Annotated in this window: 20 protein-coding genes and 1 tRNA gene; 12 read left to right on the top strand and 9 right to left on the bottom strand. The window is 54.2% G+C overall.

Features of this window, described 5'->3' with window-relative positions:
- Positions 1-316: 316 nt before the first annotated feature.
- Positions 317-1057 (top strand): peptidoglycan meso-diaminopimelic acid protein amidase, encoded by a 741-nt coding sequence (gene dpaA / locus GYRE_RS06930; protein WP_006818603.1) that lies wholly within the window; start codon positions 317-319, stop codon positions 1055-1057.
- Here dpaA and GYRE_RS06925 read toward each other — a convergent pair.
- Together GYRE_RS06925 and lpcA are read right to left on the bottom strand one after the other, a co-directional pair.
- Positions 1028-1795 carry a class II glutamine amidotransferase gene (locus tag GYRE_RS06925; RefSeq protein WP_006818602.1) on the bottom strand — a complete coding sequence of 256 codons (768 nt, stop codon included), beginning with the start codon at positions 1793-1795 and terminating at the stop codon, positions 1028-1030. The genes dpaA and GYRE_RS06925 overlap by 30 nt on opposite strands.
- A 50-nt stretch (positions 1796-1845) precedes the next feature.
- On the bottom strand, positions 1846-2427 hold the full coding sequence (gene lpcA, locus GYRE_RS06920) for a D-sedoheptulose 7-phosphate isomerase (protein WP_006818601.1): 582 nt from the start codon (positions 2425-2427) through the stop codon (positions 1846-1848).
- Positions 2428-2667: 240 nt separating this feature from the next.
- On the opposite strand from lpcA, the gene fadE reads away from it, so the two are divergent.
- The 7 genes from fadE (at position 2668) to GYRE_RS06885 (ending at position 11430) form a co-directional block, all read left to right on the top strand.
- On the top strand, positions 2668-5112 hold the full coding sequence (fadE, locus tag GYRE_RS06915) for an acyl-CoA dehydrogenase FadE (RefSeq protein WP_038254099.1): 2445 nt from the start codon (positions 2668-2670) through the stop codon (positions 5110-5112).
- Between the two features lie 115 nt (positions 5113-5227).
- On the top strand, positions 5228-5998 hold the full coding sequence (locus GYRE_RS06910; protein ID WP_038254097.1) for an amidohydrolase: 771 nt from the start codon (positions 5228-5230) through the stop codon (positions 5996-5998).
- A 263-nt stretch (positions 5999-6261) separates the two neighbouring features.
- On the top strand, positions 6262-7368 hold the full coding sequence (locus GYRE_RS06905; protein ID WP_006818598.1) for an AI-2E family transporter: 1107 nt from the start codon (positions 6262-6264) through the stop codon (positions 7366-7368).
- Entirely contained in the window at positions 7361-8884 is a 1524-nt protein-coding gene (locus GYRE_RS06900; RefSeq protein WP_038254095.1) for an efflux transporter outer membrane subunit, read from the top strand. The genes GYRE_RS06905 and GYRE_RS06900 overlap by 8 nt, the downstream gene beginning before the upstream one ends.
- A complete protein-coding gene (locus GYRE_RS06895; RefSeq protein ID WP_038254094.1) occupies positions 8881-9975 on the top strand; it encodes an HlyD family secretion protein in 1095 nt (364 codons plus the stop codon). Before GYRE_RS06900 ends, GYRE_RS06895 begins: the two co-directional genes overlap by 4 nt.
- Positions 9976-9983: 8 nt before the next feature.
- A complete protein-coding gene (locus GYRE_RS06890) occupies positions 9984-11009 on the top strand; it encodes a DUF2955 domain-containing protein (RefSeq protein WP_038254092.1) in 1026 nt (341 codons plus the stop codon).
- 1 nt (position 11010) lies between these two features.
- Positions 11011-11430 (top strand): ion channel, encoded by a 420-nt coding sequence (locus GYRE_RS06885; protein WP_006818594.1) that lies wholly within the window; start codon positions 11011-11013, stop codon positions 11428-11430.
- A 59-nt stretch (positions 11431-11489) separates the two neighbouring features.
- Here the strand turns inward: GYRE_RS06885 and GYRE_RS06880 are convergent.
- Together GYRE_RS06880 and dnaQ are read right to left on the bottom strand one after the other, a co-directional pair.
- Positions 11490-11566, bottom strand: a tRNA-Asp gene (locus GYRE_RS06880).
- A 132-nt stretch (positions 11567-11698) separates the two neighbouring features.
- Positions 11699-12430, bottom strand: a complete 732-nt coding sequence (dnaQ, locus tag GYRE_RS06875) for a DNA polymerase III subunit epsilon (protein ID WP_006818593.1) — start codon at positions 12428-12430, stop codon at positions 11699-11701.
- Between dnaQ and rnhA the strand changes: the two genes are divergently transcribed.
- Positions 12384-12950, top strand: a complete 567-nt coding sequence (rnhA, locus tag GYRE_RS06870; protein ID WP_161617679.1) for a ribonuclease HI — start codon at positions 12384-12386, stop codon at positions 12948-12950. The two genes, dnaQ and rnhA, sit on opposite strands and share 47 nt — an antisense overlap.
- Positions 12951-12952: 2 nt before the next feature.
- Here the strand turns inward: rnhA and GYRE_RS06865 are convergent, their stop codons facing one another.
- On the bottom strand, positions 12953-13669 hold the full coding sequence (locus GYRE_RS06865; RefSeq protein WP_006818591.1) for a class I SAM-dependent methyltransferase: 717 nt from the start codon (positions 13667-13669) through the stop codon (positions 12953-12955).
- 33 nt (positions 13670-13702) lie between these two features.
- Between GYRE_RS06865 and gloB the strand changes: the two genes are divergently transcribed.
- Both gloB and mltD read left to right on the top strand, forming a co-directional pair.
- Positions 13703-14458, top strand: a complete 756-nt coding sequence (gene gloB, locus GYRE_RS06860) for a hydroxyacylglutathione hydrolase (RefSeq protein WP_038254085.1) — start codon at positions 13703-13705, stop codon at positions 14456-14458.
- Between the two features lie 71 nt (positions 14459-14529).
- Positions 14530-15897 (top strand): murein transglycosylase D, encoded by a 1368-nt coding sequence (gene mltD / locus GYRE_RS06855; protein ID WP_038254083.1) that lies wholly within the window; start codon positions 14530-14532, stop codon positions 15895-15897.
- 55 nt (positions 15898-15952) lie between these two features.
- On the opposite strand, the gene GYRE_RS06850 is transcribed toward mltD, so the two are convergent.
- From GYRE_RS06850 to GYRE_RS06840, 3 genes are all read right to left on the bottom strand, one after another.
- Complete coding sequence (locus tag GYRE_RS06850) at positions 15953-16723, bottom strand: class I SAM-dependent methyltransferase (protein WP_038254081.1); 771 nt, start codon at positions 16721-16723, stop codon at positions 15953-15955.
- A gap of 79 nt (positions 16724-16802) precedes the next feature.
- Positions 16803-17603: an endonuclease/exonuclease/phosphatase family protein gene (locus GYRE_RS06845; protein WP_071777513.1), complete on the bottom strand. Its 801-nt coding sequence runs from the start codon at positions 17601-17603 to the stop codon at positions 16803-16805.
- 142 nt (positions 17604-17745) lie between these two features.
- Complete coding sequence (locus GYRE_RS06840; protein ID WP_038254077.1) at positions 17746-18921, bottom strand: MFS transporter; 1176 nt, start codon at positions 18919-18921, stop codon at positions 17746-17748.
- A 106-nt stretch (positions 18922-19027) separates the two neighbouring features.
- Between GYRE_RS06840 and yafC the strand changes: the two genes are divergently transcribed.
- Positions 19028-19930 carry a DNA-binding transcriptional regulator YafC gene (yafC, locus tag GYRE_RS06835; RefSeq protein ID WP_038254075.1) on the top strand — a complete coding sequence of 301 codons (903 nt, stop codon included), beginning with the start codon at positions 19028-19030 and terminating at the stop codon, positions 19928-19930.
- Positions 19931-19964: 34 nt separating this feature from the next.
- Here the strand turns inward: yafC and dkgB are convergent, their stop codons facing one another.
- On the bottom strand, positions 19965-20768 hold the full coding sequence (gene dkgB, locus GYRE_RS06830; RefSeq protein ID WP_038254072.1) for a 2,5-didehydrogluconate reductase DkgB: 804 nt from the start codon (positions 20766-20768) through the stop codon (positions 19965-19967).
- Positions 20769-20934 lie beyond the last annotated feature (166 nt).

Genomic DNA, 20934 nt, shown 5'->3' with positions numbered 1-20934 from the left:
GTCCCTGTGGGCATGAGAGGGGAAAAGCATCCTTTCTTATTCCGTCAAATGACCGCGGGAGTGTAGCATTTTAGCCACCCAGGAGGCAGCATTTCGCCGGGTCAGGCTGCGGTTTTGCGAGCTATTGCGCAAAGTTCTGAATGTGGCTTGCGGTTATTTGCGATATAACGAATAAGTAAATTGTAAACACTGCGGTCCGGGCTTGCGAAAAACTACGGTGATGCTAATGTGAGCGCAGCTAATCAGGATTAGTCCTATTTTTGGGTCTCTTTTGCCGTCCTGGCATTCATTACGGGTTTATCAAGGAACAAGTAGTATGCGCAAAATCGCATTGTTCATTGCGATGTTTCTGATTCCGTGCGTCTCATTCGCCGGTTTGCTTAGCAGCAACCACGGGTCCACGCCGGTCAGCAAAGAATTTAAGCAGCAGTTGATGGGATCGCCGGTATATATCCAGATCTTTAAAGAAGAGCGCGCGCTCGACCTCTACGTCAAAATGGGTGAAACTTACCAGCTTCTTGATAGTTATAAGATTTGTAACTATTCCGGTGGCCTGGGCCCAAAACAGCGCCAGGGCGATTTTAAAAGCCCGGAAGGTTTTTATAACGTCAGCCGCAACCAGCTCAAACCCGACAGCCGCTTTTATAAAGCGATCAATATCGGTTTTCCAAACGCCTATGACCGTGCGCACGGTTATGAAGGTAAATACCTGATGATTCACGGTGCCTGCGTGTCGATCGGCTGCTACGCCATGACCGACAGCGGTATTGACGAGATCTTCCAGTTTGTCACTGGTGCGCTGGTGTTCGGCCAGTCAAGCGTCCAGGTCAGCATCTACCCGTTCCGTATGACCGATACCAATATGCAGCGCCACAAATACTCTTATTACGCTGACTTCTGGAAACAGCTGAAACCTGGCTACGACTATTTCGAACAGACCCACAAGCCGCCGGTGGTTTCCGTCGTTGACGGCCGCTATATGGTGAGCAAGCCTATCAGCAGCGACGTGGTTCAGCCGCAGCTGGCGTCAAACTACACGGTCCCCGAGACAAAATAACGTCCACTCGCCTGGCATAATCTTGTGCCAGGTTTCATTTCCCGTCAGCGGCTGCGTGGCAATCACAGAGACGACATCGTTCGGTGTGGTCTCTTGCTGAAAATCAATTTCCACGTCCTGGTCCAACAGCTTCGCCACACCAAACGGCGCACGACGCGTTATCCAGAACAGGTTGGTTGAGCAGTACGCCATCACATAACGACCGTCCGACAGCAGCATGTTAAACACGCCCATCTCACGCAATTCTCCCGCCAGTTCCGCAATGTAGCGAAACATCGCAGGCATATTCCCCGGAGTGCGCGGGTAGCGCTGCGTTAGCTTATGCAGCAGCCAGCAAAACGCTTTTTCGCTGTCGGTTTCCCCGACCGGGCGAAAATTACCGGTTTCCAGCGATTTGTAGCCGGTGAGTTGGCCGTTGTGCGCATAGGTCCAGTTACGTCCCCACAGTTCGCGGGTGAAAGGATGCGTATTCTCCAGGGCAACCATTCCCCGGTTCGCCTGGCGAATATGTGCAATCACCGAGCAGGATTTGATTGGGTAATCCTGCACCAGTTTAGCGACAGGAGACCGAAAACTCGGTTGAGGATCTTTGAACGTACGACAGCCTTTTCCCTCATAGAAGGTAATTCCCCAGCCGTCTTTATGCGGGCCTGTCCCGCCGCCGCGCTGTACCAGTCCGGTAAAGCTAAAGCAGATATCAGTTGGGACATTCGCGCTCATCCCGAGCAGTTCGCACATACGTTACTCCTCACCCACCCCCTCCCGTGAGAGAGGGGGACATCGGGGAATTAAGCCTTAACCATCTCTTTTTCGATAAGCATGATCAGGATGTGGATCACTTTGATGTGAATTTCCTGAATGCGGTCGGCATAGCCAAAGTGCGGTACGCGAATTTCTACATCAGCGGAGCCCGCCATTTTACCGCCGTCTTTACCGGTCAGCGTGATCACTTTCAGGCCTTTGGCACGCGCGGCTTCGATAGCTTTAATCACGTTGCCAGAGTTACCGGAAGTTGAAATCCCAAGCAGTACATCACCTTCGCGGCCTACGGCTTCAACATAACGAGAGAATACATAGTCGTAGCCAAAGTCGTTGCTGACGCAGGAAAGGTGGCTTACGTCAGAGATAGCAATACCTGGGTAGCCCGGACGGTTTTCACGATAACGACCCGTCAGCTCTTCGGCAAAGTGCATAGCGTCGCAGTGTGAACCACCGTTACCACAGGAAAGTACCTTACCGCCCGCTTTGAAGCTGTCGGCCAGCAGGACCGCCGCACGCTGAATAGCGTGGATATTTGCTTCATCTTTCAGGAAGTTAGCCAGCGTGTCTGCCGCTTCGTTCAGTTCGTTACGAATAAGATCCTGGTACATGAGTATATTCCTTCAACTTTATAAGAAATGACATCCCGAAGTGTACCGGATAGCGCCAGATGCGAGAAGCTAAAGGGGAAGGAAAAGGGACAGCTTTTGATTTTCCGTGCTTCTTAAAACGATAACAATGTGAGCGGCGTTGTAATTATTTTGTAAACACATTGCTAAAACAATTTACATCCTCTACAACCTTAATATCACAAGTGGTCAGACCTCCTACAAGCAAGGGAGCTTTTCTTTATGATGATTTTGAGTGTTGTTGCAACCATCGTGTTACTCGGCGTGCTCTTCTATCACCGGGTGAACTTGCTGCTTAGCAGCGTAATATTGCTGGCCTGGACCGCGGCGCTGGGCGTTGCTGGTCTGTGGAATATCTGGCTGCTGGTACCGCTGGCCATCATTCTTCTGCCGTTTAACCTGGCACCGATGCGTAAGTCGATGATTTCTGCACCGGTGTTTCGCGCATTCCGTAAAGTGATGCCGCCGATGTCTCGCACCGAAAAAGAAGCTATCGATGCGGGTACCACCTGGTGGGAAGGCGACCTGTTCCAGGGCAAACCCGACTGGAAAAAACTGCACAACTATCCGCAGCCACATCTGACGGAAGAAGAGCAGGCCTTTATTGACGGCCCGGTTGAAGAAGCCTGCCGTATGGCGAATGATTTCCAGATAACCCACGAAATGGCGGATCTGCCGCCGGAACTGTGGGCTTATCTGAAAGAGCATCGCTTCTTTGCGATGATCATTAAGAAAGAGTACGGCGGCCTGGAATTCTCCGCCTACGCACAGTCTCGTGTACTGCAGAAACTCTCTGGCGTCTCCGGGATCCTCGCGATCACCGTTGGCGTACCTAACTCACTCGGCCCGGGCGAGCTGCTGCAGCACTACGGTACCGATGAGCAGAAAAATCACTACCTGCCGCGCCTGGCACGTGGTCTGGAGATCCCATGCTTCGCGCTGACCAGCCCGGAAGCGGGTTCCGATGCCGGCGCGATCCCGGATACCGGTGTGGTATGCATGGGCGACTGGCAGGGCGAGCAGGTGCTCGGTATGCGCCTGACCTGGAACAAACGCTATATCACCCTGGCGCCGATCGCCACCGTGCTTGGCCTGGCGTTTAAACTTTCTGACCCGGATAAACTGCTGGGTGGCGAAGAAGATCTGGGCATTACCTGTGCGCTGATCCCGACAGGCACGCCAGGGGTGGAAATTGGTCGTCGTCATTTCCCGCTGAACGTTCCGTTCCAGAACGGTCCGACGAAGGGCAAAGATATCTTCGTTCCAATTGACTACATCATCGGTGGTCCGAGCATGGCCGGTCAGGGCTGGCGGATGCTGGTGGAATGTCTGTCGGTGGGTCGTGGTATTACCCTGCCGTCTAACTCTACCGGGGGTCTGAAATCGGTTGCCATGGCGACCGGGGCTTATGCGCACATTCGCCGTCAGTTCAAAATCTCCATCGGTAAGATGGAAGGTATCGAAGAGCCGCTGGCGCGCATTGCCGGTAACGCCTATGTGATGGACGCTGCCGCGTCGCTGATTACCTACGGCATTATGCTGGGCGAGAAACCGGCCGTACTGTCCGCTATCGTGAAATATCACTGTACCCACCGTGGTCAGCAGTCGGTCATTGACGCGATGGATATTGCCGGGGGTAAAGGCATTATGCTCGGCGAAAGCAACTTCCTCGCCCGAGCCTACCAGGGGGCACCGATTGCTATCACCGTTGAAGGTGCAAACATTCTGACCCGCAGCATGATGATCTTCGGCCAGGGTGCTATCCGCTGTCATCCGTATGTGCTGGAAGAGATGGCGGCGGCGCAAAACAACGACGTGAACGCCTTCGATAAGCTGCTGTTCAAACATATTGGTCACGTAGGCAGTAATAAGGTTCGCAGCTTCTGGCTTGGCCTCACCCGTGGTCTCACCAGCTACACGCCGACCAGCGATGCGACCAAGCGCTACTATCAGTACCTGAACCGTCTGAGTGCAAACCTGGCGCTGCTGTCTGATGTATCGATGGCCGTGCTGGGCGGTAGTCTGAAGCGTCGCGAACGCATTTCCGCCCGCCTGGGTGATGTGCTGAGCCAGCTGTATCTGGCCTCTGCGGTACTGAAGCGCTACGACGACGAAGGCCGTCACGAAGCCGACCTGCCGCTGGTCCACTGGGGTGTTCAGGATGCGCTGTATCAGGCAGAACAGGCCATTGACGATCTGCTGCGTAACTTCCCGAACCGCCTGGTCGCCGGTGCGATGCGTGTGGTTATCTTCCCGACCGGGCGTCACTACGATGCGCCGTCAGATAAGCTCGACCACAAAGTGGCGAAGATCCTGCAGACACCGTGCGCAACCCGCAGCCGTATTGGTCGCGGTCAGTATCTGACCCCGAGCGAGCATAACCCGGTTGGTCTGCTGGAGCAGGCACTGCTGGATGTGATGGCGGCGGATCCAATCCACCAGCGCATCTGCAAAGAGATTGGCAAAAATCTGCCATTCACCCGCCTTGATGAACTGGCGAAGAATGCGCTGGCAAAAGGCTTTATCAACCAGGATGAAGCTGAGATCCTGACCAAAGCCGAAGTGAGCCGTCTGCGTAGTATCAACGTTGACGACTTCGAGCCAGAGGAGCTGGCGACACAGCCGGTAAAGATGCCAGAGAAAGTCCGCAAAATTGAAGCCGCATAATCTCTGAAATATCTAAAAAGCGGAGCCTGGCTCCGCTTTTTTTTATTCTGTTCCCGGCCCCTGCCCTTACCTGATATGGTGTTAGGCCATCTCTTCAATTCAGGAGCTCACGATCGTGTCTGGTTTGAAAATTACGTTATTGCAGCAGCCCTTAGTATGGATGGACGGTCCGGCCAACCTGCGCCATTTCGATCGCCAACTGGAAGAGATAAACGGACGAGATATCATTGTCCTGCCGGAGATGTTTACCACCGGCTTTGCGATGGAAGCGGCGCAGCAGTCGTTGCCGCAGGAAGACGTTGTGGCGTGGATGCATGCCAAAGCGCAGCAAACCCGGGCGCTCATCGCGGGCAGTGCTGCCCTGCAAACGGACAAGGGTCCGGTGAACCGCTTCCTGCTGGTCGAACCCGAAGGCAGCGTCCATTTCTACGACAAGCGTCACCTGTTCCGCATGGCCAATGAACACCAGTTTTATCAGGCCGGTGGCGAGCGGGTGGTGTTTGAGTGGCGCGGTTGGCGCATTCTGCCGCTGGTGTGCTACGACCTGCGTTTTCCGGTCTGGTCACGCAACCGCGATGATTACGATCTGGCACTGTATGTCGCTAACTGGCCTGCACCGCGCTCTCTGCACTGGCAGTCGTTACTGCTTGCTCGAGCGATAGAGAACCAGGCCTATGTGGCGGGATGTAACCGCGTTGGTACCGACGGCAACGGCCATCACTACCGTGGCGACAGTCGCATTATCAGCCCGCAGGGCGAGATCCTGGCGACGGCCGATGCCCATCAGGCCACGCGCCTTGACGCCGAGCTCTCTTTAAGCGCGTTAAAGGAGTATCGGGAGAAGTTTCCTGCCTGGCAGGATGCGGATCCTTTCGCACTCGGTTAACCTTCAGCAACAGTCTCTTTTTATGGCCCGAACGTCTTACCGGACGGGCCAAAACCCAGCCCCAATTCCCACTCAGTAATATTTGCCAGTCTGCTTAATTTTCTGTTCTACACTAATAAAATGGATAAATTTCAATATTAATGAGAACTATTTTTAAATAACTTCCAACGTCTTTTAAAACGATGACTTCTTTATACTGGCCCGCTTTGCGCAGCGAGCCCCGGGCGGTTGTGTGCTTTCATAATCAACTGGAATAAACCATCATGGATAATAATGATTTCCTTATTGTTGAAAAAAGAATTGTTGCCAGATTTATGGATATGTTCATTAAGTTTGGACTTATTCTAGGATTAGCCTCCTTCTGTTTTACCGTTTTCTCTCCATTTCTCAATATGATGCTGTGGGCACTCATACTCGCGGTTACGCTCTATCCATTACATCAATACTTCGCTGCCCGTTTAGGTGGTAGACAAGGTTGGGCATCGACGCTGCTGGTCCTGCTTGGCGTATTGTTAATTGTCGCACCTACGGTACTGATGATTAGCTCACTCGGTGAGAGCGTCAGCGCGATGATAGATAAAATGGGTGACAGCCATCTGGTTATCCCACCGCCTTCTGAAAGCGTGTCATCTATTCCGATTATTGGCGGAAAATTACATGCGCTATGGCTGAAAGCCTCGGTGGATTTACCCGGATTACTTTCAACTTATCGGACCCAGATTGGTGAAATTGCCAAACAGGTATTGAGTATTCTGGCGAGCATGGGCGGCGGTCTGATTGGCTTTGTCGTCTCGTTTATTGTCGCCGGGATCATGATGGCCTGGGGTGCAGCGGGAGCCAATAGCGCGAACCGTATCGCAATGCGCATTACTGATGAGAAAAAAGGTCTGTCCCTGACCAAACTCTGCACAGGCACCATCCGCGCGGTAGCGCAAGGGGTTATCGGCGTGGCGCTGATCCAGGCGCTGCTCGCCGGGGTGATTATGGCGATGGCCGGTATTCCTGCCGTTGGGATCTTCTTTATTCTGGCGCTGATACTTGGCATTGCTCAGGTGCCGGTGATTCTGGTCACGGCGCCAGCGATTGCCATTATGTGGAGCACTGGCGATCACGGCATGGGCATGAATATTTTCTACACGGTACTGCTGATTGTGGCAGGCATGGTTGATAACGTGCTGAAACCACTGATGCTCGGACGCGGTGTGGATGCGCCAATGCCAGTGGTGCTGCTGGGTGCACTGGGTGGCATGGCGGCGAGCGGTATTCTCGGCATGTTCATCGGTGCAACCCTGCTCTCAATTGGCTATCGCATCTTCATGGCCTGGGTCAACGATGGTCTGTCCAGCGCCGCGAGCGGTAATAATGGCTAAAGACGGCTCCTTCGGGCGTCTCCTGTTAACCGGGTGCGCCTGTCTGGTGTTAACCGCCTGTACCAAACTCGGGCCAGACTACACCCCGCCGAAGACGCCGGAGCTCGCGCAATGGCAACCGGCAACGGTGGGGATACCGGCCCACGCCACCAGCCAGAGCTACGACAGATGGTGGACCCAGCTTAACGATCCGACGCTCACCGCCCTCGTCAACGAAGCGCTGCGCAAAAACCCGGACGTCAGAATAGCCGGGCTGCGCCTGCTGGAATCTCGTGCCCAGTTGGGGATTGCTGAGAGTTTACTTGGCCCACAGGCGACCATCGGCAGCGGCGAAGTGCTAAAAACCGGCCAGGTACGCGATGGTCGCTCAAGTAGCGCCACACGCTACGGGGCGGGCTTCAATCTGGGATGGGAAATTGACTTCTGGGGCAAATTTCAACGCGGAGTAGAGTCTGCCGATGCCAGCTATTTTGCGACGCTCGCTCAGTATGACGATATTCAGGTCCTGATGGCCGCTCAGGTGGCACAGCTGTATGTCAACATTCGCACTCTCGAATCCCGGCTTAAGATCACCCGCAATAACGCCAAAATCCAGCAGCGTAGCCTGCAAATTACCGAACGTCTGTTCCTGAGCGGCAACAGCGCCGAGCTGGACGTTCAACAGGCAAAAACACAATATCTGTCAACGCTCTCTACCATTCCGTTGCTGGAAACCAGTCTGCGACAGAGCCAGAACGCGCTTGGCGTCCTGCTTGCGCGTAAACCAGGCCCGCTACCGGAAATGGCCAGCAATATCGGGGTGATCCCTCAGGGAAGTCTGGCACTGGTTGCCGAGTTGCCTGCCGATCTGATGCGTCGACGCCCGGACGTCAGAGCCGCTGAACGTCAGCTTGCCGCGCAGTCGGCGCTGATAGGCGTAGCAGAAAGCGAACTTTATCCGTCGATCTCACTTATCGGAAGCGTCGGGATCAGTATGCAAACCGGCAACAGCAGTGCACTTTCCTGGACCGTCGGGCCGACTTTTAGCTGGAATTTGCTGGACCAGGGCAGGCTCAGCAATCAGGTGCTGGTTCAGGACGCGCGCTTCTTACAGCTTCATGAAAACTATCGCGACACCGTATTTCAGGCCGCCCGCGAGGTGGACGATGCTGCAGTCGCCTACGCTAACGACAAAGACCAGATTGCCCTTCTGATTGATACCGGTAAAGCGGCCAGCCGTTCCCTGGACATTGCTAACACCCAGTACCGCGAGGGCATGGCGGACTTTCAGCGGGTCCTCGATTCGCAGCGCGCGCTGTTTACTCAGCAGGAGCAACTGGTGAATACCCAGGGCGCCATGATGCTCGATCTCATCACCCTGTATAAAGCGCTCGGCGGCGGCTGGGAAAGTGGTCGTGAGCGCCCGATTGTCGATAAAGAAACGGAAGCACACCTGCGCAAGCGGAAGGACTGGGCACCGCTGCTGGATACGCCTCTGCCCCCCGCGACTGAGCTAAAAGAAGGAAATTCACCATGAACTCCACGACTTCACCGGCCGGTGAGGGCAGCCGTCGCGGCATGCTGATCCTTATCGTGAGTATGATTTTGCTGTTCTGCTGGTATCTGATTTCTGACAGGTTCACCCCCTATACTTCCCAGGCTCGGGTGCAGGCGTTTGTGGTCCCTGTTGCGGCAGAGGTCAGCGGACAGATCCAGAAAGTGTACGTCCGTGATAACCAGCAGGTTGCCAGCGGCGATCCGTTATTCGAGCTGAACCCGGAGGCCTACGATATCGCGCTGGCACGCGCCCGCTCGGATTACGAGAGCGTGCTGAGCTCGGTGAAAGCTAACGGCGAAGGCGTGGCGGCGGCAAAAGCGGGGTATCAGGCAACCGTCGCGGCCTATGAAAATGCCGCCAAAGATGCCGAGCGCCAGGAGCGACTCTACCGTGAAGATCCGGGCACCATTTCCGTGCGCCGTCTGGAAATCGCCCAGGCAACGCGGGAAACCGCACGTAGCCAGATGGCTGCCGCCGCAGCCGACGTACGCCGTGCCACGGAGGCCGCCGGGTTAACCGGCGACGACAACTCCCAGCTGCTGAGCGCTCGCGCAGCGGTTCACAAAGCCGAGCTCGACAGACGAAACACCCGCGTTCTCGCCCGTAGCCGCGGACTGGTGACCGACCTGCGAACGGATATCGGTGAGTTTGTTGGTGCCGGCGCCCCCGTCATGACGCTCGTCGCCATCAATGATGTCTGGATAAGCGCCGACATGACGGAAAACAACCTTGGCCACGTGAAAGCGGGCGATAAGGTTGCCATCCTCCTCGACAGCATGCCTGGCCACGTTTACACCGGCGAGGTCCGCAGTATCGGCTATGGTGTCAATACCTCCAGCGCACAGCCCGCTGGCGCACTGCCAACCGTCGATAATAATCGCGACTGGCTGCGCCAGGCCCAGCGTTTCCCGGTCAAAATTGCCTTTACTCAGGACGACCACCCACCGGTGCAGAGCCTGCGGGTTGGTGGCCAGGCGGATGTAATGGTTTATGCCAGCGACAGCGGAATACTGAACTTCTTCGGGCGAATCTATATTCGTCTGATGAGCCTGTTCTCGTATTTCTATTAAGGGCACCTATGCATAACGCGGACCGGGCAGCATTGAGGATAGGCAGTGGCATCGCTGTAGCGGCATTTATCTGCTACGGCACCGCCCTGCCGATGCCACACCTCGGCTGTATTATGGCGTGGATTGTGCTGTGCCAGGGAAAGCCGCTACCGCTGAAAAAAGGTATCGTCGTTGGGTTACTCCTGACGACAACCATGATTGGCGGCGTACTGCTGGTACCGCTGCTGACCTACTACCCGCAACCGACGCTATTACTCATCGCGCTTCTGCTCTATCGACTGATGCTAATGAGCCTTGCCGGGAAGAGTACGCCTGCCATGCTGCTGATAGTGGCCATCGCGATTATTCCGGTGGCCGGGCTGGTTGAACAAACGCTGGCGATAGGTATTGCGCAGATGATGGGTATTGGCATTATCACCGGCACACTGGTGAACCGGTTGACGCTGGCACTGTTTCCACCGCAGCCTGCCGTCGCGGCTGAGAAAAAATCATCTACTGCCGTGGTAGTCCCCTCTCGCTACCTGGCAGGACGCGCGGTATTGATAGTGCTTCCGGTCTGGTTTCTGGCGCTAAGCAATCCCGCGTTTTACATACCCGCGGTCATGAAAACCGTGATGCTGGCTCAGCAGACCAATACCCTTTCCGCAAAGCAATCCGGGCTCGAACTGGTGCTCTCGACATTAATGGGAGCTCTGCTGGCGCTGGTATTGTGGTGCGGGCTGAGCCTCTGGCCGTCACTACTGATGCTGGTGCTGTGGCTGGCGCTCATGAGCCTGTGGGTGGCAAGACGGTTACTGAAGCTCACCCCCTCCCGCTTCCCTCCTTCTTTCTGGAGCAACGCCTGGATAACCGCGCTGATTTTATTTGGCCCGGCGATTCAGGATAGCGCTTCAGGAAAAGACGTCTGGACCGCTGCCGCCATGCGAGCCGCGTTATATGTGGCCGTCGCGTTGTACGGCTGGGCCTGCGTGGCCCTGCTGGCAAAGTATCGGGCTCATCGCCCCGCTACCGCCGAATTATCTTCAGGAGACTAATATGTTGTTACCCCTACTGGTAGGGATGCCGGTTATCCTTTGCAATATGCTGCTGCAGTCGTTGGTTGCGGTCTGCTGTATTCGTTTTTACATCCGACGTTTTCGGCATAAAGAGGGCTTTGTTGCCGGTACGTTCGCGCTGTTTGGCACTATCACCATTGTGCTGCTCGGCAACCTGCTGCAGATCCTGCTGTGGGGGATGCTGTTTTTGTGGCTGGGGGAGTTTCCGACGCTCAACGCCGCGGTGTACCACTCCGGCGTTAACTTTGCCACCCTCGGCTACGGCGATGTCGTGATGAGCCCGCAGTGGAAACTGCTTGGCCCGCTGGAAGCGGTAAACGGTGCAATGATGATTGGTTTGTCCGGTGCCAGTATGCTGGCCGTGTTGCAGCACCACATCCGTAAGCAGCTGAAGCCGTGATCCTGAGAGACAGAAACGACGAAGGCCTGAATCATTGCTGATTCAGGCCTTCTGAATAGTGGCGGAACGGACGGGACTCGAACCCGCGACCCCCTGCGTGACAGGCAGGTATTCTAACCGACTGAACTACCGCTCCGCGTTGTGTTCCCTTGGGAACGAGGCGAATATTACGTATTCCCCTGCGGGCCGTCAATGCTTTTTCCCGCGTTTTGAATCGTTTGCTGCAAAAATCACCCACGCGGCGATTTTCACATCATAACCTGCACATTCACGCGCGCCAGAGACAGCTTCCACCTTTCTTTTGCACCAGATCGAGGCGGGATTCATGGTTAACCAGCTCTTCATCACTGGCTAAAATCACCCGTAGATTGCTGGCTGCACGTACAACGCGCTGAATTCCGGTATCTCCGGCCTGCTGACGGGACTCCCCTTCCACCGAAAACTTCATCGACGTTTGACCACCGGTCATCGCCAGATAAACTTCTGCCAGAATTTGGGAGTCAAGCAACGCCCCGTGGAGCGTACGTTTGGTGTTGTCTATTTCATAACGCGAGCAGAGCGCATCGAGGCTGTTCCGCTTGCCCGGGAACATTTTCCTCGCCAGCGCCAGGCTGTCGGTCACTTTGCAGAAGGTGTTGGTTTTCGGAATATCGCGATTCAGCTTACCGAACTCGTAGTCCATAAAGCCGATATCGAACGACGCGTTGTGGATGACGAGTTCTGCGCCACGGATAAACTCAATGAACTCATCGGCCACATCGCCAAACGTCGGTTTGTCGAGAAGGAATTCATCGGCAATCCCGTGAACGTTGAACGCCTCCGGATCCACCAGCCGATCGGGCTTAAGATAGACGTGGAAATTCCTGCCGGTCAGGCGACGGTTAATCACCTCGACGGCACCGATTTCGATGATTTTATGCCCTTCATAATGGGCGCCAATCTGATTCATACCGGTGGTTTCGGTATCGAGTACGATCTGGCGTGTAATTGCAGTGCTCATAACGGTCATTTATGTCAGACTTGTCGTTTTCATCAGAGGAAGTCTACCAGAGATGCTTAAACAGGTAGAAATTTTCACCGACGGATCTTGCCTCGGTAATCCGGGCCCTGGTGGTTACGGCGCTATTCTACGCTATCAGCAGCACGAGAAAACCTTTAGCGAAGGGTTTCGTCTCACCACCAATAACCGCATGGAAATGATGGCGGCAATCGTTGCGCTGGAAGCGCTGAAAGCGCCGTGCGCGGTCGTGCTCAGCACCGACAGCCAGTATGTTCGCCAGGGTATCACTCAGTGGATCCACAACTGGAAAAAGCGCGGCTGGAAAACAGCCGACAAGAAGCCGGTGAAGAATGTTGATCTCTGGAAGCGTCTGGACGCCGCTCTGAGCCACCACCAGATCCAATGGGAGTGGGTTAAAGGCCACGCCGGACACCCGGAAAACGAACGCTGCGATGAGCTGGCCCGCACCGCGGCCGGGAACCCGACCCTGGAAGACACCGGCTACCAGCCGGAAGCGTAATGTTACGGTTTACGGTATTGTCGGGTTGCCCCAACCGCTTGCCGTATCCGGGTTTTCGTTTTGTTCTGCCGCATAGGATTCAGCGTTAAAGGGATAGTCCGTTTTCGGGCAATAATCAGCTGTAAGCAGCCTAATGCCGGGACATGCGTACTCAGCAGCCTTCCTCCCTGCCGCGTCCAGGGTAATACCTGAAAACGGCTATAATGAAGTACTTCAAAATTCAGCAACGCCAGCCAGTCAAGCTGACGAGTCAGTGTAAACATACGGCTGTTGTAGGGCGTGGTATTCCGCAGCACCGGCACCAGCTTGCGAAGCCCCATCAGGCTTATCGGATTAAAGCCAGTAAGAATTAGCCAGCCATCGTCAATAAGCACCCTGTCCGCCTCACGCAGTAAGCGATGGGGATCTTCACACCAGGGTAGCGTATGCGCCAGCAGGCAGGCGTCGACTGATTTCTCTGCAAAGGGAAGCCATAGCGGATCTGCCTGCACCTGCATTGGCGCCCCCTGTAAGGAGACGTTGACCTGGTGGGAGATAGCGCACGCTTCGGTATTGATTTCTGCGCTGAGATTGCCAATCTTAAGCAGATGAAATCCATACAGTTTTGTCAGCCACGGTTTGAGCTGATATTCCAGTGCTTCGCGGTAGTACTCTCCCCATGGCATTTCAGACCAGTGAATGGGGGGTGCGACTGTCTGGGGTATCCTTGCCGGTTTCATCACAACCTTCCGCTACGCTTTAAGGGGGAATTTATGAATCTTATCAGTATTCCTGCTTTTCAGGACAATTACATCTGGGTTCTGAGCGATGAAGAAGGTCGCTGTGTGATTGTCGATCCGGGTGACGCAGCCCCGGTACTTGCGGCTATTCGCGAACACCAGTGGCAGCCGGAAGCCATTTTACTCACCCATCACCACCACGATCACGTTGGCGGCGTAAAAGAACTTCGGCAACATTTTCCAGGCGTAGTGGTTTACGGACCGGCAGAAACACAAGATAAGGGAACGACGGTTGTTGTCAAAGAGGGTGATGAGGTTAATGTTTTAGGACACAAATTTTCTATTCTGGCGACACCGGGCCATACATTAGGACATATCTGTTTCTTCAGTTTTCCTTATCTGTTTTGCGGTGACACCCTGTTCTCGGGGGGCTGTGGGAGATTATTCGAAGGCACTGCAACACAGATGTATCAATCGTTGCAAAAAATTAATGCACTTCCCGACGATACGTTAATTTGTTGTGCGCACGAGTATACTTTAGCAAATATGAAGTTTTCGCTCAGTATCCTTCCTCAGGACAAGGCTATTAATGATTACTATCATAAAGTGAATGAGTTACGTGCAAAAAACCAAATAACACTCCCCGTAATTCTGAAAAATGAACGTAAAAATAATCTTTTTTTACGCATAAATGACATTGATTTAATTAAAGAAATTGACAAAGAAACAAAATTGCAACAATCAGAAGCGCGATTTGCATGGTTAAGGTCAAAGAAAGACAACTTCTGACAATTCTGAGTTGCCTTTTAAAAACTTCGCCGTTATGATCGGTCGTCTTTTAAGCAACTATTGACACACACATGAAGGCAAAAGCGATATTACTCGCCTCTGTCCTGCTGGTGGGGTGCCAGGCGTCAAAGCCAGATGGCAACGTTCAACAGCACGCACAGAGCCTTTCTGCAGCTGGTCAAGGAGAAGCCGAGAAATTTGCCAGTCAGGCGCGTTGGATGGACGATGGAACTTTCAACGCGCAGAATCAGGACTTGTGGGCTTTCATCGGTGACGAGCTAAAGATGGGCATTCCGGAAAACCCCCGGATCCGCGAACAGAAACAGAAGTACTTAAGAAATAAGAGCTATCTCCACGATGTAACTTTACGGGCAGAGCCGTATATGTACTGGATAGCCGGGCAAGTTAAGAAACGTAACATGCCAATGGAACTGGTATTACTACCCATAGTGGAGAGCGCTTTTGACCCGCACGCAACGTCTGGTGCCAATGCCGCAGGCATTTGGCAGATCATTCCGAGCACAGGGCGAAATTATGGTTTAAAACAGACCCGCGGTTATGATGCGCGTCGCGATGTGGTGGCCTCAACAACGGCAGCCCTCGATATGATGCAGCGTCTTAACAAGATGTTTGATGGCGACTGGTTATTAACCGTGGCCGCCTATAACAGCGGTGAAGGTCGAGTGATGAAGGCAGTGAAAGCGAACAAAGCTCGTGGTAAATCCACGGACTTCTGGTCACTCTCATTACCTCAGGAGACCAAGGTCTACGTGCCAAAAATGCTGGCGTTGAGTGATATTCTCAAAAACAGCAAACGCTATGGTGTTCAGCTGCCAAGTGCAGATGAAAGCCGTGCGCTGGCGCGGGTCCGTCTGAATGGTCCGGTTGAACTGACACAGCTCGCCGATATGACCGGAATGTCTGTCACCAAACTGAAGGCGTTTAACGCCGGTGTGAAGGGTTCCACCCTTGGTGCCGTCGGCCCGAAGTACGTGATGGTGCCAAAGAAGCACGCGAATCAGCTGCGTGAATCTCTGGCCTCCGGTGAAATTGCCGCTGTTCAGCCTACGTTGATAGCGAACAACACGCCGTTGACCAGCCGTAGCTATAAGGTGCGTTCCGGCGACACCGTTTCAGGGATTGCCGCACGTCTTGGCGTGTCGACAAAAGATCTGCAGCAGTGGAATAACCTGCGCGGCTCGAGCCTGAAAGTGGGCCAGAACCTGACCGTTGGCGCAGGCAACAGTGCGCAGCGTCTTGCCAGCAACAACGATAGTATTACCTATCGTGTGCGCAAAGGTGATTCACTGTCCAGCATTGCCAAACGTCACGGTGTCAACATCCGCGACCTGGTGCGCTGGAATGACGACGCTAACAACCTGAAGCCTGGCGACCAGCTGACGCTGTATGTCAAAAACAGCGACAGACCAGACTCCTGACAGAGTTTAAACTCCTATGAAAAGGCACCGTTCTCCGCGGTGCCTTTTTTATTGGCTATTTTGCCTTATGGGCTTCTAACCAGATAGTGTCGCTGGTAAACGAGCCATCCGCCTGCAAAGCAAAGTAGCGCTTCACCTCTTCAGACGCACTCTCCTGATACAGACGAATGGCCTCGCACAGCGCCTGTGGCGTACGCATTCTGGCAACCCAGGAGGTGTATTCCAGCGCCAGACGATCGGTAACCAGAGTATGCGTAGTAAGTCCCGCATCATTAACCATCGTCATCCACTCTCCACTGGAGTAGTTACGCACATGCGACGTGTCGCGAAGCGCTTCGACGGTCTGCAGCCAGATATCACGCAGCGGATGCCCTGGTGACATCACATCCATCATTATTAATATGCCGCCGGGTTTGAGTACACGCTGCACTTCCCGCAGCGCCCGACCCACATCGTGCCAGTGGTGTGCTGAGTAGCGGCTGATAACAATATCGAAACTGGCATCAGCAAACGGCAATACCTCGGCATAACCCTGCCGGGTGGTAATGTTGCGAAGCCCCCTCTCCTGTGCCGCGTCGGCAACCACGTCCAGCATCTGTGGGGATAAATCATAAGCCGTTACGTTTGCGACTGCGCCAGCTGCGGTAAAGCTCGCATGCCCTGCCCCACAGCCCATATCCAGAACGCAGGCTTGTGAAGAATCACGCAGACGCTCCGCCAGGCGCTGAAGATCGCGTCCGGCCGCATGCACGGCACTGGTTAAATAGTCTTTCGCTTGTGAGCCAAACTGCTTGTCGACGTGATCATGATGAGAGTGTGTTGTCATTGTGCTGTCCTTTGGTGATGGAAATTGAGAGGGCAGCACCGCATCGTCAGGCCTGCCCCACGGCAGACCTGACGCACCGTTATCTGTCGGGTTTGCCGGGACTGAATTCGACGAGTAGCGGGTTATGATCGGACGCACGGGTGACCAGCACTGAGGCATCGTCAACCGCCAGTCCGCGGTAAAACACAAAATCCAATGGGCGGCCAAAGGCGCGCTTACGCTGATCGTCGCTAAAGCGCACTTCACGCAGCGACATTTCACGGGCAAAGCGATAAAGCGCATTCATCCGCGGGCGGCTCCATGCATTGAAATCACCCGCCATGATGACCGGCCCACTGTGGTGAGCTATCTGGTCGCCAATGGGAAGTAATTGCTTACTGTAGACGTCCACGCCGAGGCTGAAATTGACCGCATGAATATTCACGACCATCAACAGGCGCATATCCGGCAGCGGGTAGACCGTCACCAGCGCAGACTTCGCCAGGCGCAGAATAGGTTCGCGTTCGCGTAATGGGCAGCAATAGACAGGATGCGCCGCAGACAGCGTCATCACCCCGGAGGGATGCTGTGGTAAGACAAAAGCGGGTACCTGGTCAGCCGCCAGATAGTTGGTAGTTGCAAACGAGACCAGTTCAGGGGTCGTTTGCGCTTCCTGGAGCAGCACCAGATGCGCATCTTTGCCGAAATTCTTTAATACCGACATCCATTCAGCACGCTGTTGTTTGAAGATGTTCCATACCAGAACACGGATCTTTTCTTCGCTGCTTAAAGGAACTCCGGCGGGTAACGCTTTACCAATGCTCGCGAACGAACCTGGCGGCATTATCCGCTCTGCAGGTTGTCCGGCGACATAACGCATGGCATAGGTATTTTTTCGCACTTTTAAACTCTAACCTCAATAACAGAAGACCCACACTTTCTCGGGTGGGTCTTTCTGTTATAGGGATTTTTGTGCACAGTTTCAACGCTAAATACCAGAAACATTCGTCAGCTTCTGTAAGCAAGCGCTTACTGCCCGACGCTTACCCCAAAGCGACTCTGGCCGGCTTATCGAGACGTCCACTCACGCCGATGAGCAGGAAAGCAATAAGGACTATCAGCGCCCCAATCCACGGGGTCTGCGCCAGCCCATAATGGGCAACGGTTTGCCCGCCGATAACCGATCCCAGCGCTATCCCGATATTAAACGCCGCAATGTTTAATCCGGAGGCAACATCTACCGCCACCGGAGTGTACTGCTCCGCTTTCTGCACAACGTAAACCTGCAGACCAGGAACATTTCCGAAGGCAAAGATCCCCATCACCAGTACGGTTGCCAGTGCTGCATATTGCATAGAAGCCGTAAACTGGAAGACCAGCAGGAGCACCACCAGTGCTGCAAAAATAATTTTCAGTGCCGGAACGGCGCCATGCTTATCAGCAAGTTTACCCCCCCAGATGTTACCGATAGCCACCGATACACCATACCCTAAGAGGATCCAGCTAACCGCGCTGGCTGAGAATCCAGCAAGTTCCTGCATCATCGGCGCAAGGAAGGTAAACGCCGTGAACACACCACCATAACCCAGGGCCGTAATGGCATAGATGATAAGCAGACGAGGATGAGTCAGAACTTTTACCTGATCGCGCAGGCTGGCAACCGCACGACCTGGGATGTTAGAGGGTACCAGAACCAGGCTGCTTAGCAGTGCCACAACGCCCAGTACTGATACTGCAAGGAACGTCTCCCGCCAGCCAAAATGCTGGCCGATGAAGGTCCCCAGCGGCACCCCGGTTACCAGCGCCACGGTCAGCCCGCCGAACATGATGGCGATGGCTGAGGCGGCCTTCTCTTTTGGTACCAGGCTGGTGGCAATCGTCGACCCGATGGAGAAGAACACGCCATGTGCCAGACCGGTCAGCAGGCGGGCAATCACCAGCGTCGTGTATCCCGGAGCCTGCCAGGCCAGCAGGTTACCGGCGGTAAACAGCACCATCAGTGCCAGCAGCAGCTGTTTACGAGGCAGACGCCCAGTCAACGCGGTCAGCACCGGGGCGCCTACGGCAACACCAAGCGCGTAGATAGAAACCAGCAGCCCCGCAGATGGCAGTGAGACCGACAGTTGTTCCGCAATAGTAGGCACCAGACCAACAATCACGAATTCAGTAGTACCAATCGCAAAGGCACTGATAGTCAGGGCAAGTAGCGCCAGTGGCATAATAAACTCCGTATCAACAGTATTATGAGATGACACGTAGTATGCGACGCGGTATAAATAACAAAAACCACCAAAATCTCAATTGAATTTTGCTTCAGGTGCAAAAATGAAAGCCACATCAGAAGAAATTGCTATTTTTGTTGCCGTCGTCGAAAGCGGTAGCTTCAGTCGGGCTGCCGAGCAGCTGGGCCAGGCGAATTCGGCGGTCAGTCGGGCGGTCAAAAAGCTTGAGTCAAAGCTTGGCGTCAGTTTGCTAAACCGGACGACGCGCCAGCTGAGCCTGACGGAAGAAGGCGAGCGCTATTTCCGCCGTATGCAGGTGGTGTTACAGGAGATGGCGGCGGCAGAAAATGAGCTGATGGAAACGAGAAACACACCGCGCGGGCTACTGCGGGTCGATGCCGCAACCCCGGTGATGCTGCATTTTCTGATGCCGCTCATTAAGCCATTCCGCGAGCGCTATCCGGAAATGACCCTTTCGTTAGTCTCTTCAGAGACCTTTATCAACCTTATTGAGCGCAAGGTCGACGTCGCTATCCGTGCCGGGACCCTTACCGACTCCAGCCTACGCGCGCGTCCATTGTTTAACAGCTATCGAAAAGTGATCGCTTCCCCGGAGTACCTTGCTGAACATGGTGTCCCGCAGACTACCGACGAACTTGGCGAGCATGTGTGCCTTGGATTCACCGAACCCTCCTCGCTCAATACCTGGCCGCTGGCCCGCTACGACGGGCAGTTGCTTGAAGTGGAGTGCGGACTGACCTCAAATAGCGGTGAGACCCTGAAACAGCTGTGTCTCAACGGCAACGGGATTGCCTGCTTGTCGGATTATATGGTGGATAAAGAGATAGCAAACGGAGAGTTTGTGGAGATCCTGGCGGATAAACGCCTGCCGGTCGAGATGCCATTTAGTGCCGTGTATTACAGTGACCGCGCCGTTAGCACACGTATTCGGGCATTCATTGATTTCCTGAGTGAGCACGTAAAACAGCTCCCGAAGGAGCTGTAAGAGGGTTAAGTCAGGGGACAGAGCAGGCTGGAAATTAATCCCAGTTTGGTGCCAGACCTTCCGGGCTAACCAGGCGATCGTTGCAATCCAGTGCGGCGATCGCTTTTTTATCTTCTGCATCTAACTTCAGATCCAGCGCCAGCAGGTTGCTCGCCAGGTTTTCGCGTTTGGTAGATGATGGGATCACGGAGTAACCTTCGCTCATCGCCCATGCGAGGATCACCTGTGCAGCCGTTGCGTTGTGTTTCGCTGCAATGCGGGCAATCACTTCATCTTTCAGTGCTTTACCGTAAGCCAGAGTCATATAAGACGTGATGTGGATGTTGTGCGCTTTCGCCCAATCCACCACTTTACGACTCTGCAGATACGGAGACAGCTCAATCTGGTTGGTCGCAATGTTTTCAGCGCCCACCGCGGCAATCGCTTTTTCCATCAGCGGAATAGTGAAGTTAGAGATACCGATTTCACGGGTCAGGCCCTCTTTCTTCGCTTCCAGCAGCGCCTGCATGAACTCTTCTACAGAGACTTCGTCGTTCGGTGACGGCCAGTGGATCAGCGTCAGGTCAACGTAATCGGTACGCAGTTTCTTCAGGCTCTCTTTCAGGCTCGGGATCAGTTTGTCTTTGCTCAGATTCTCGATCCAGATCTTGGTGGTGATATACAGGGAGCTGCGCGCTACGCCGCTCTCCGCAATCGCCTGGCCTACAGCGGCTTCGTTATCATAGATTTGTGCCGTATCAACCGCACGGTAGCCGAGCTCCAGCGCAGTTTTAACAGAAGCGATAACGACGTCGTCTTTCAGACGGAAAGTGCCAAGACCGAATGCAGGGATAGTCATGATGTTCCTCTTTCTCAATGAATTAGTGAATGTTCGTTCGATGAGGGGAGTATGACGGGTTTAGCGTGAGGTAAAAAGGCAGGTAAACGCAGAGGATTTTTGCTAAAACAGCAATAATAGCATCTGGAAAAATAGAAAAAGCCCTGAGCAGATGCTCAGGGCTCTT

This window comes from Yokenella regensburgei ATCC 49455 (assembly GCF_000735455.1).
GTDB classification, from domain to species: Bacteria; Pseudomonadota; Gammaproteobacteria; order Enterobacterales; family Enterobacteriaceae; genus Yokenella; species Yokenella regensburgei.
The sequence above is the reverse complement of the archived record's forward strand: the minus strand, read 5'-3'. Positions and strand labels throughout refer to the sequence as shown.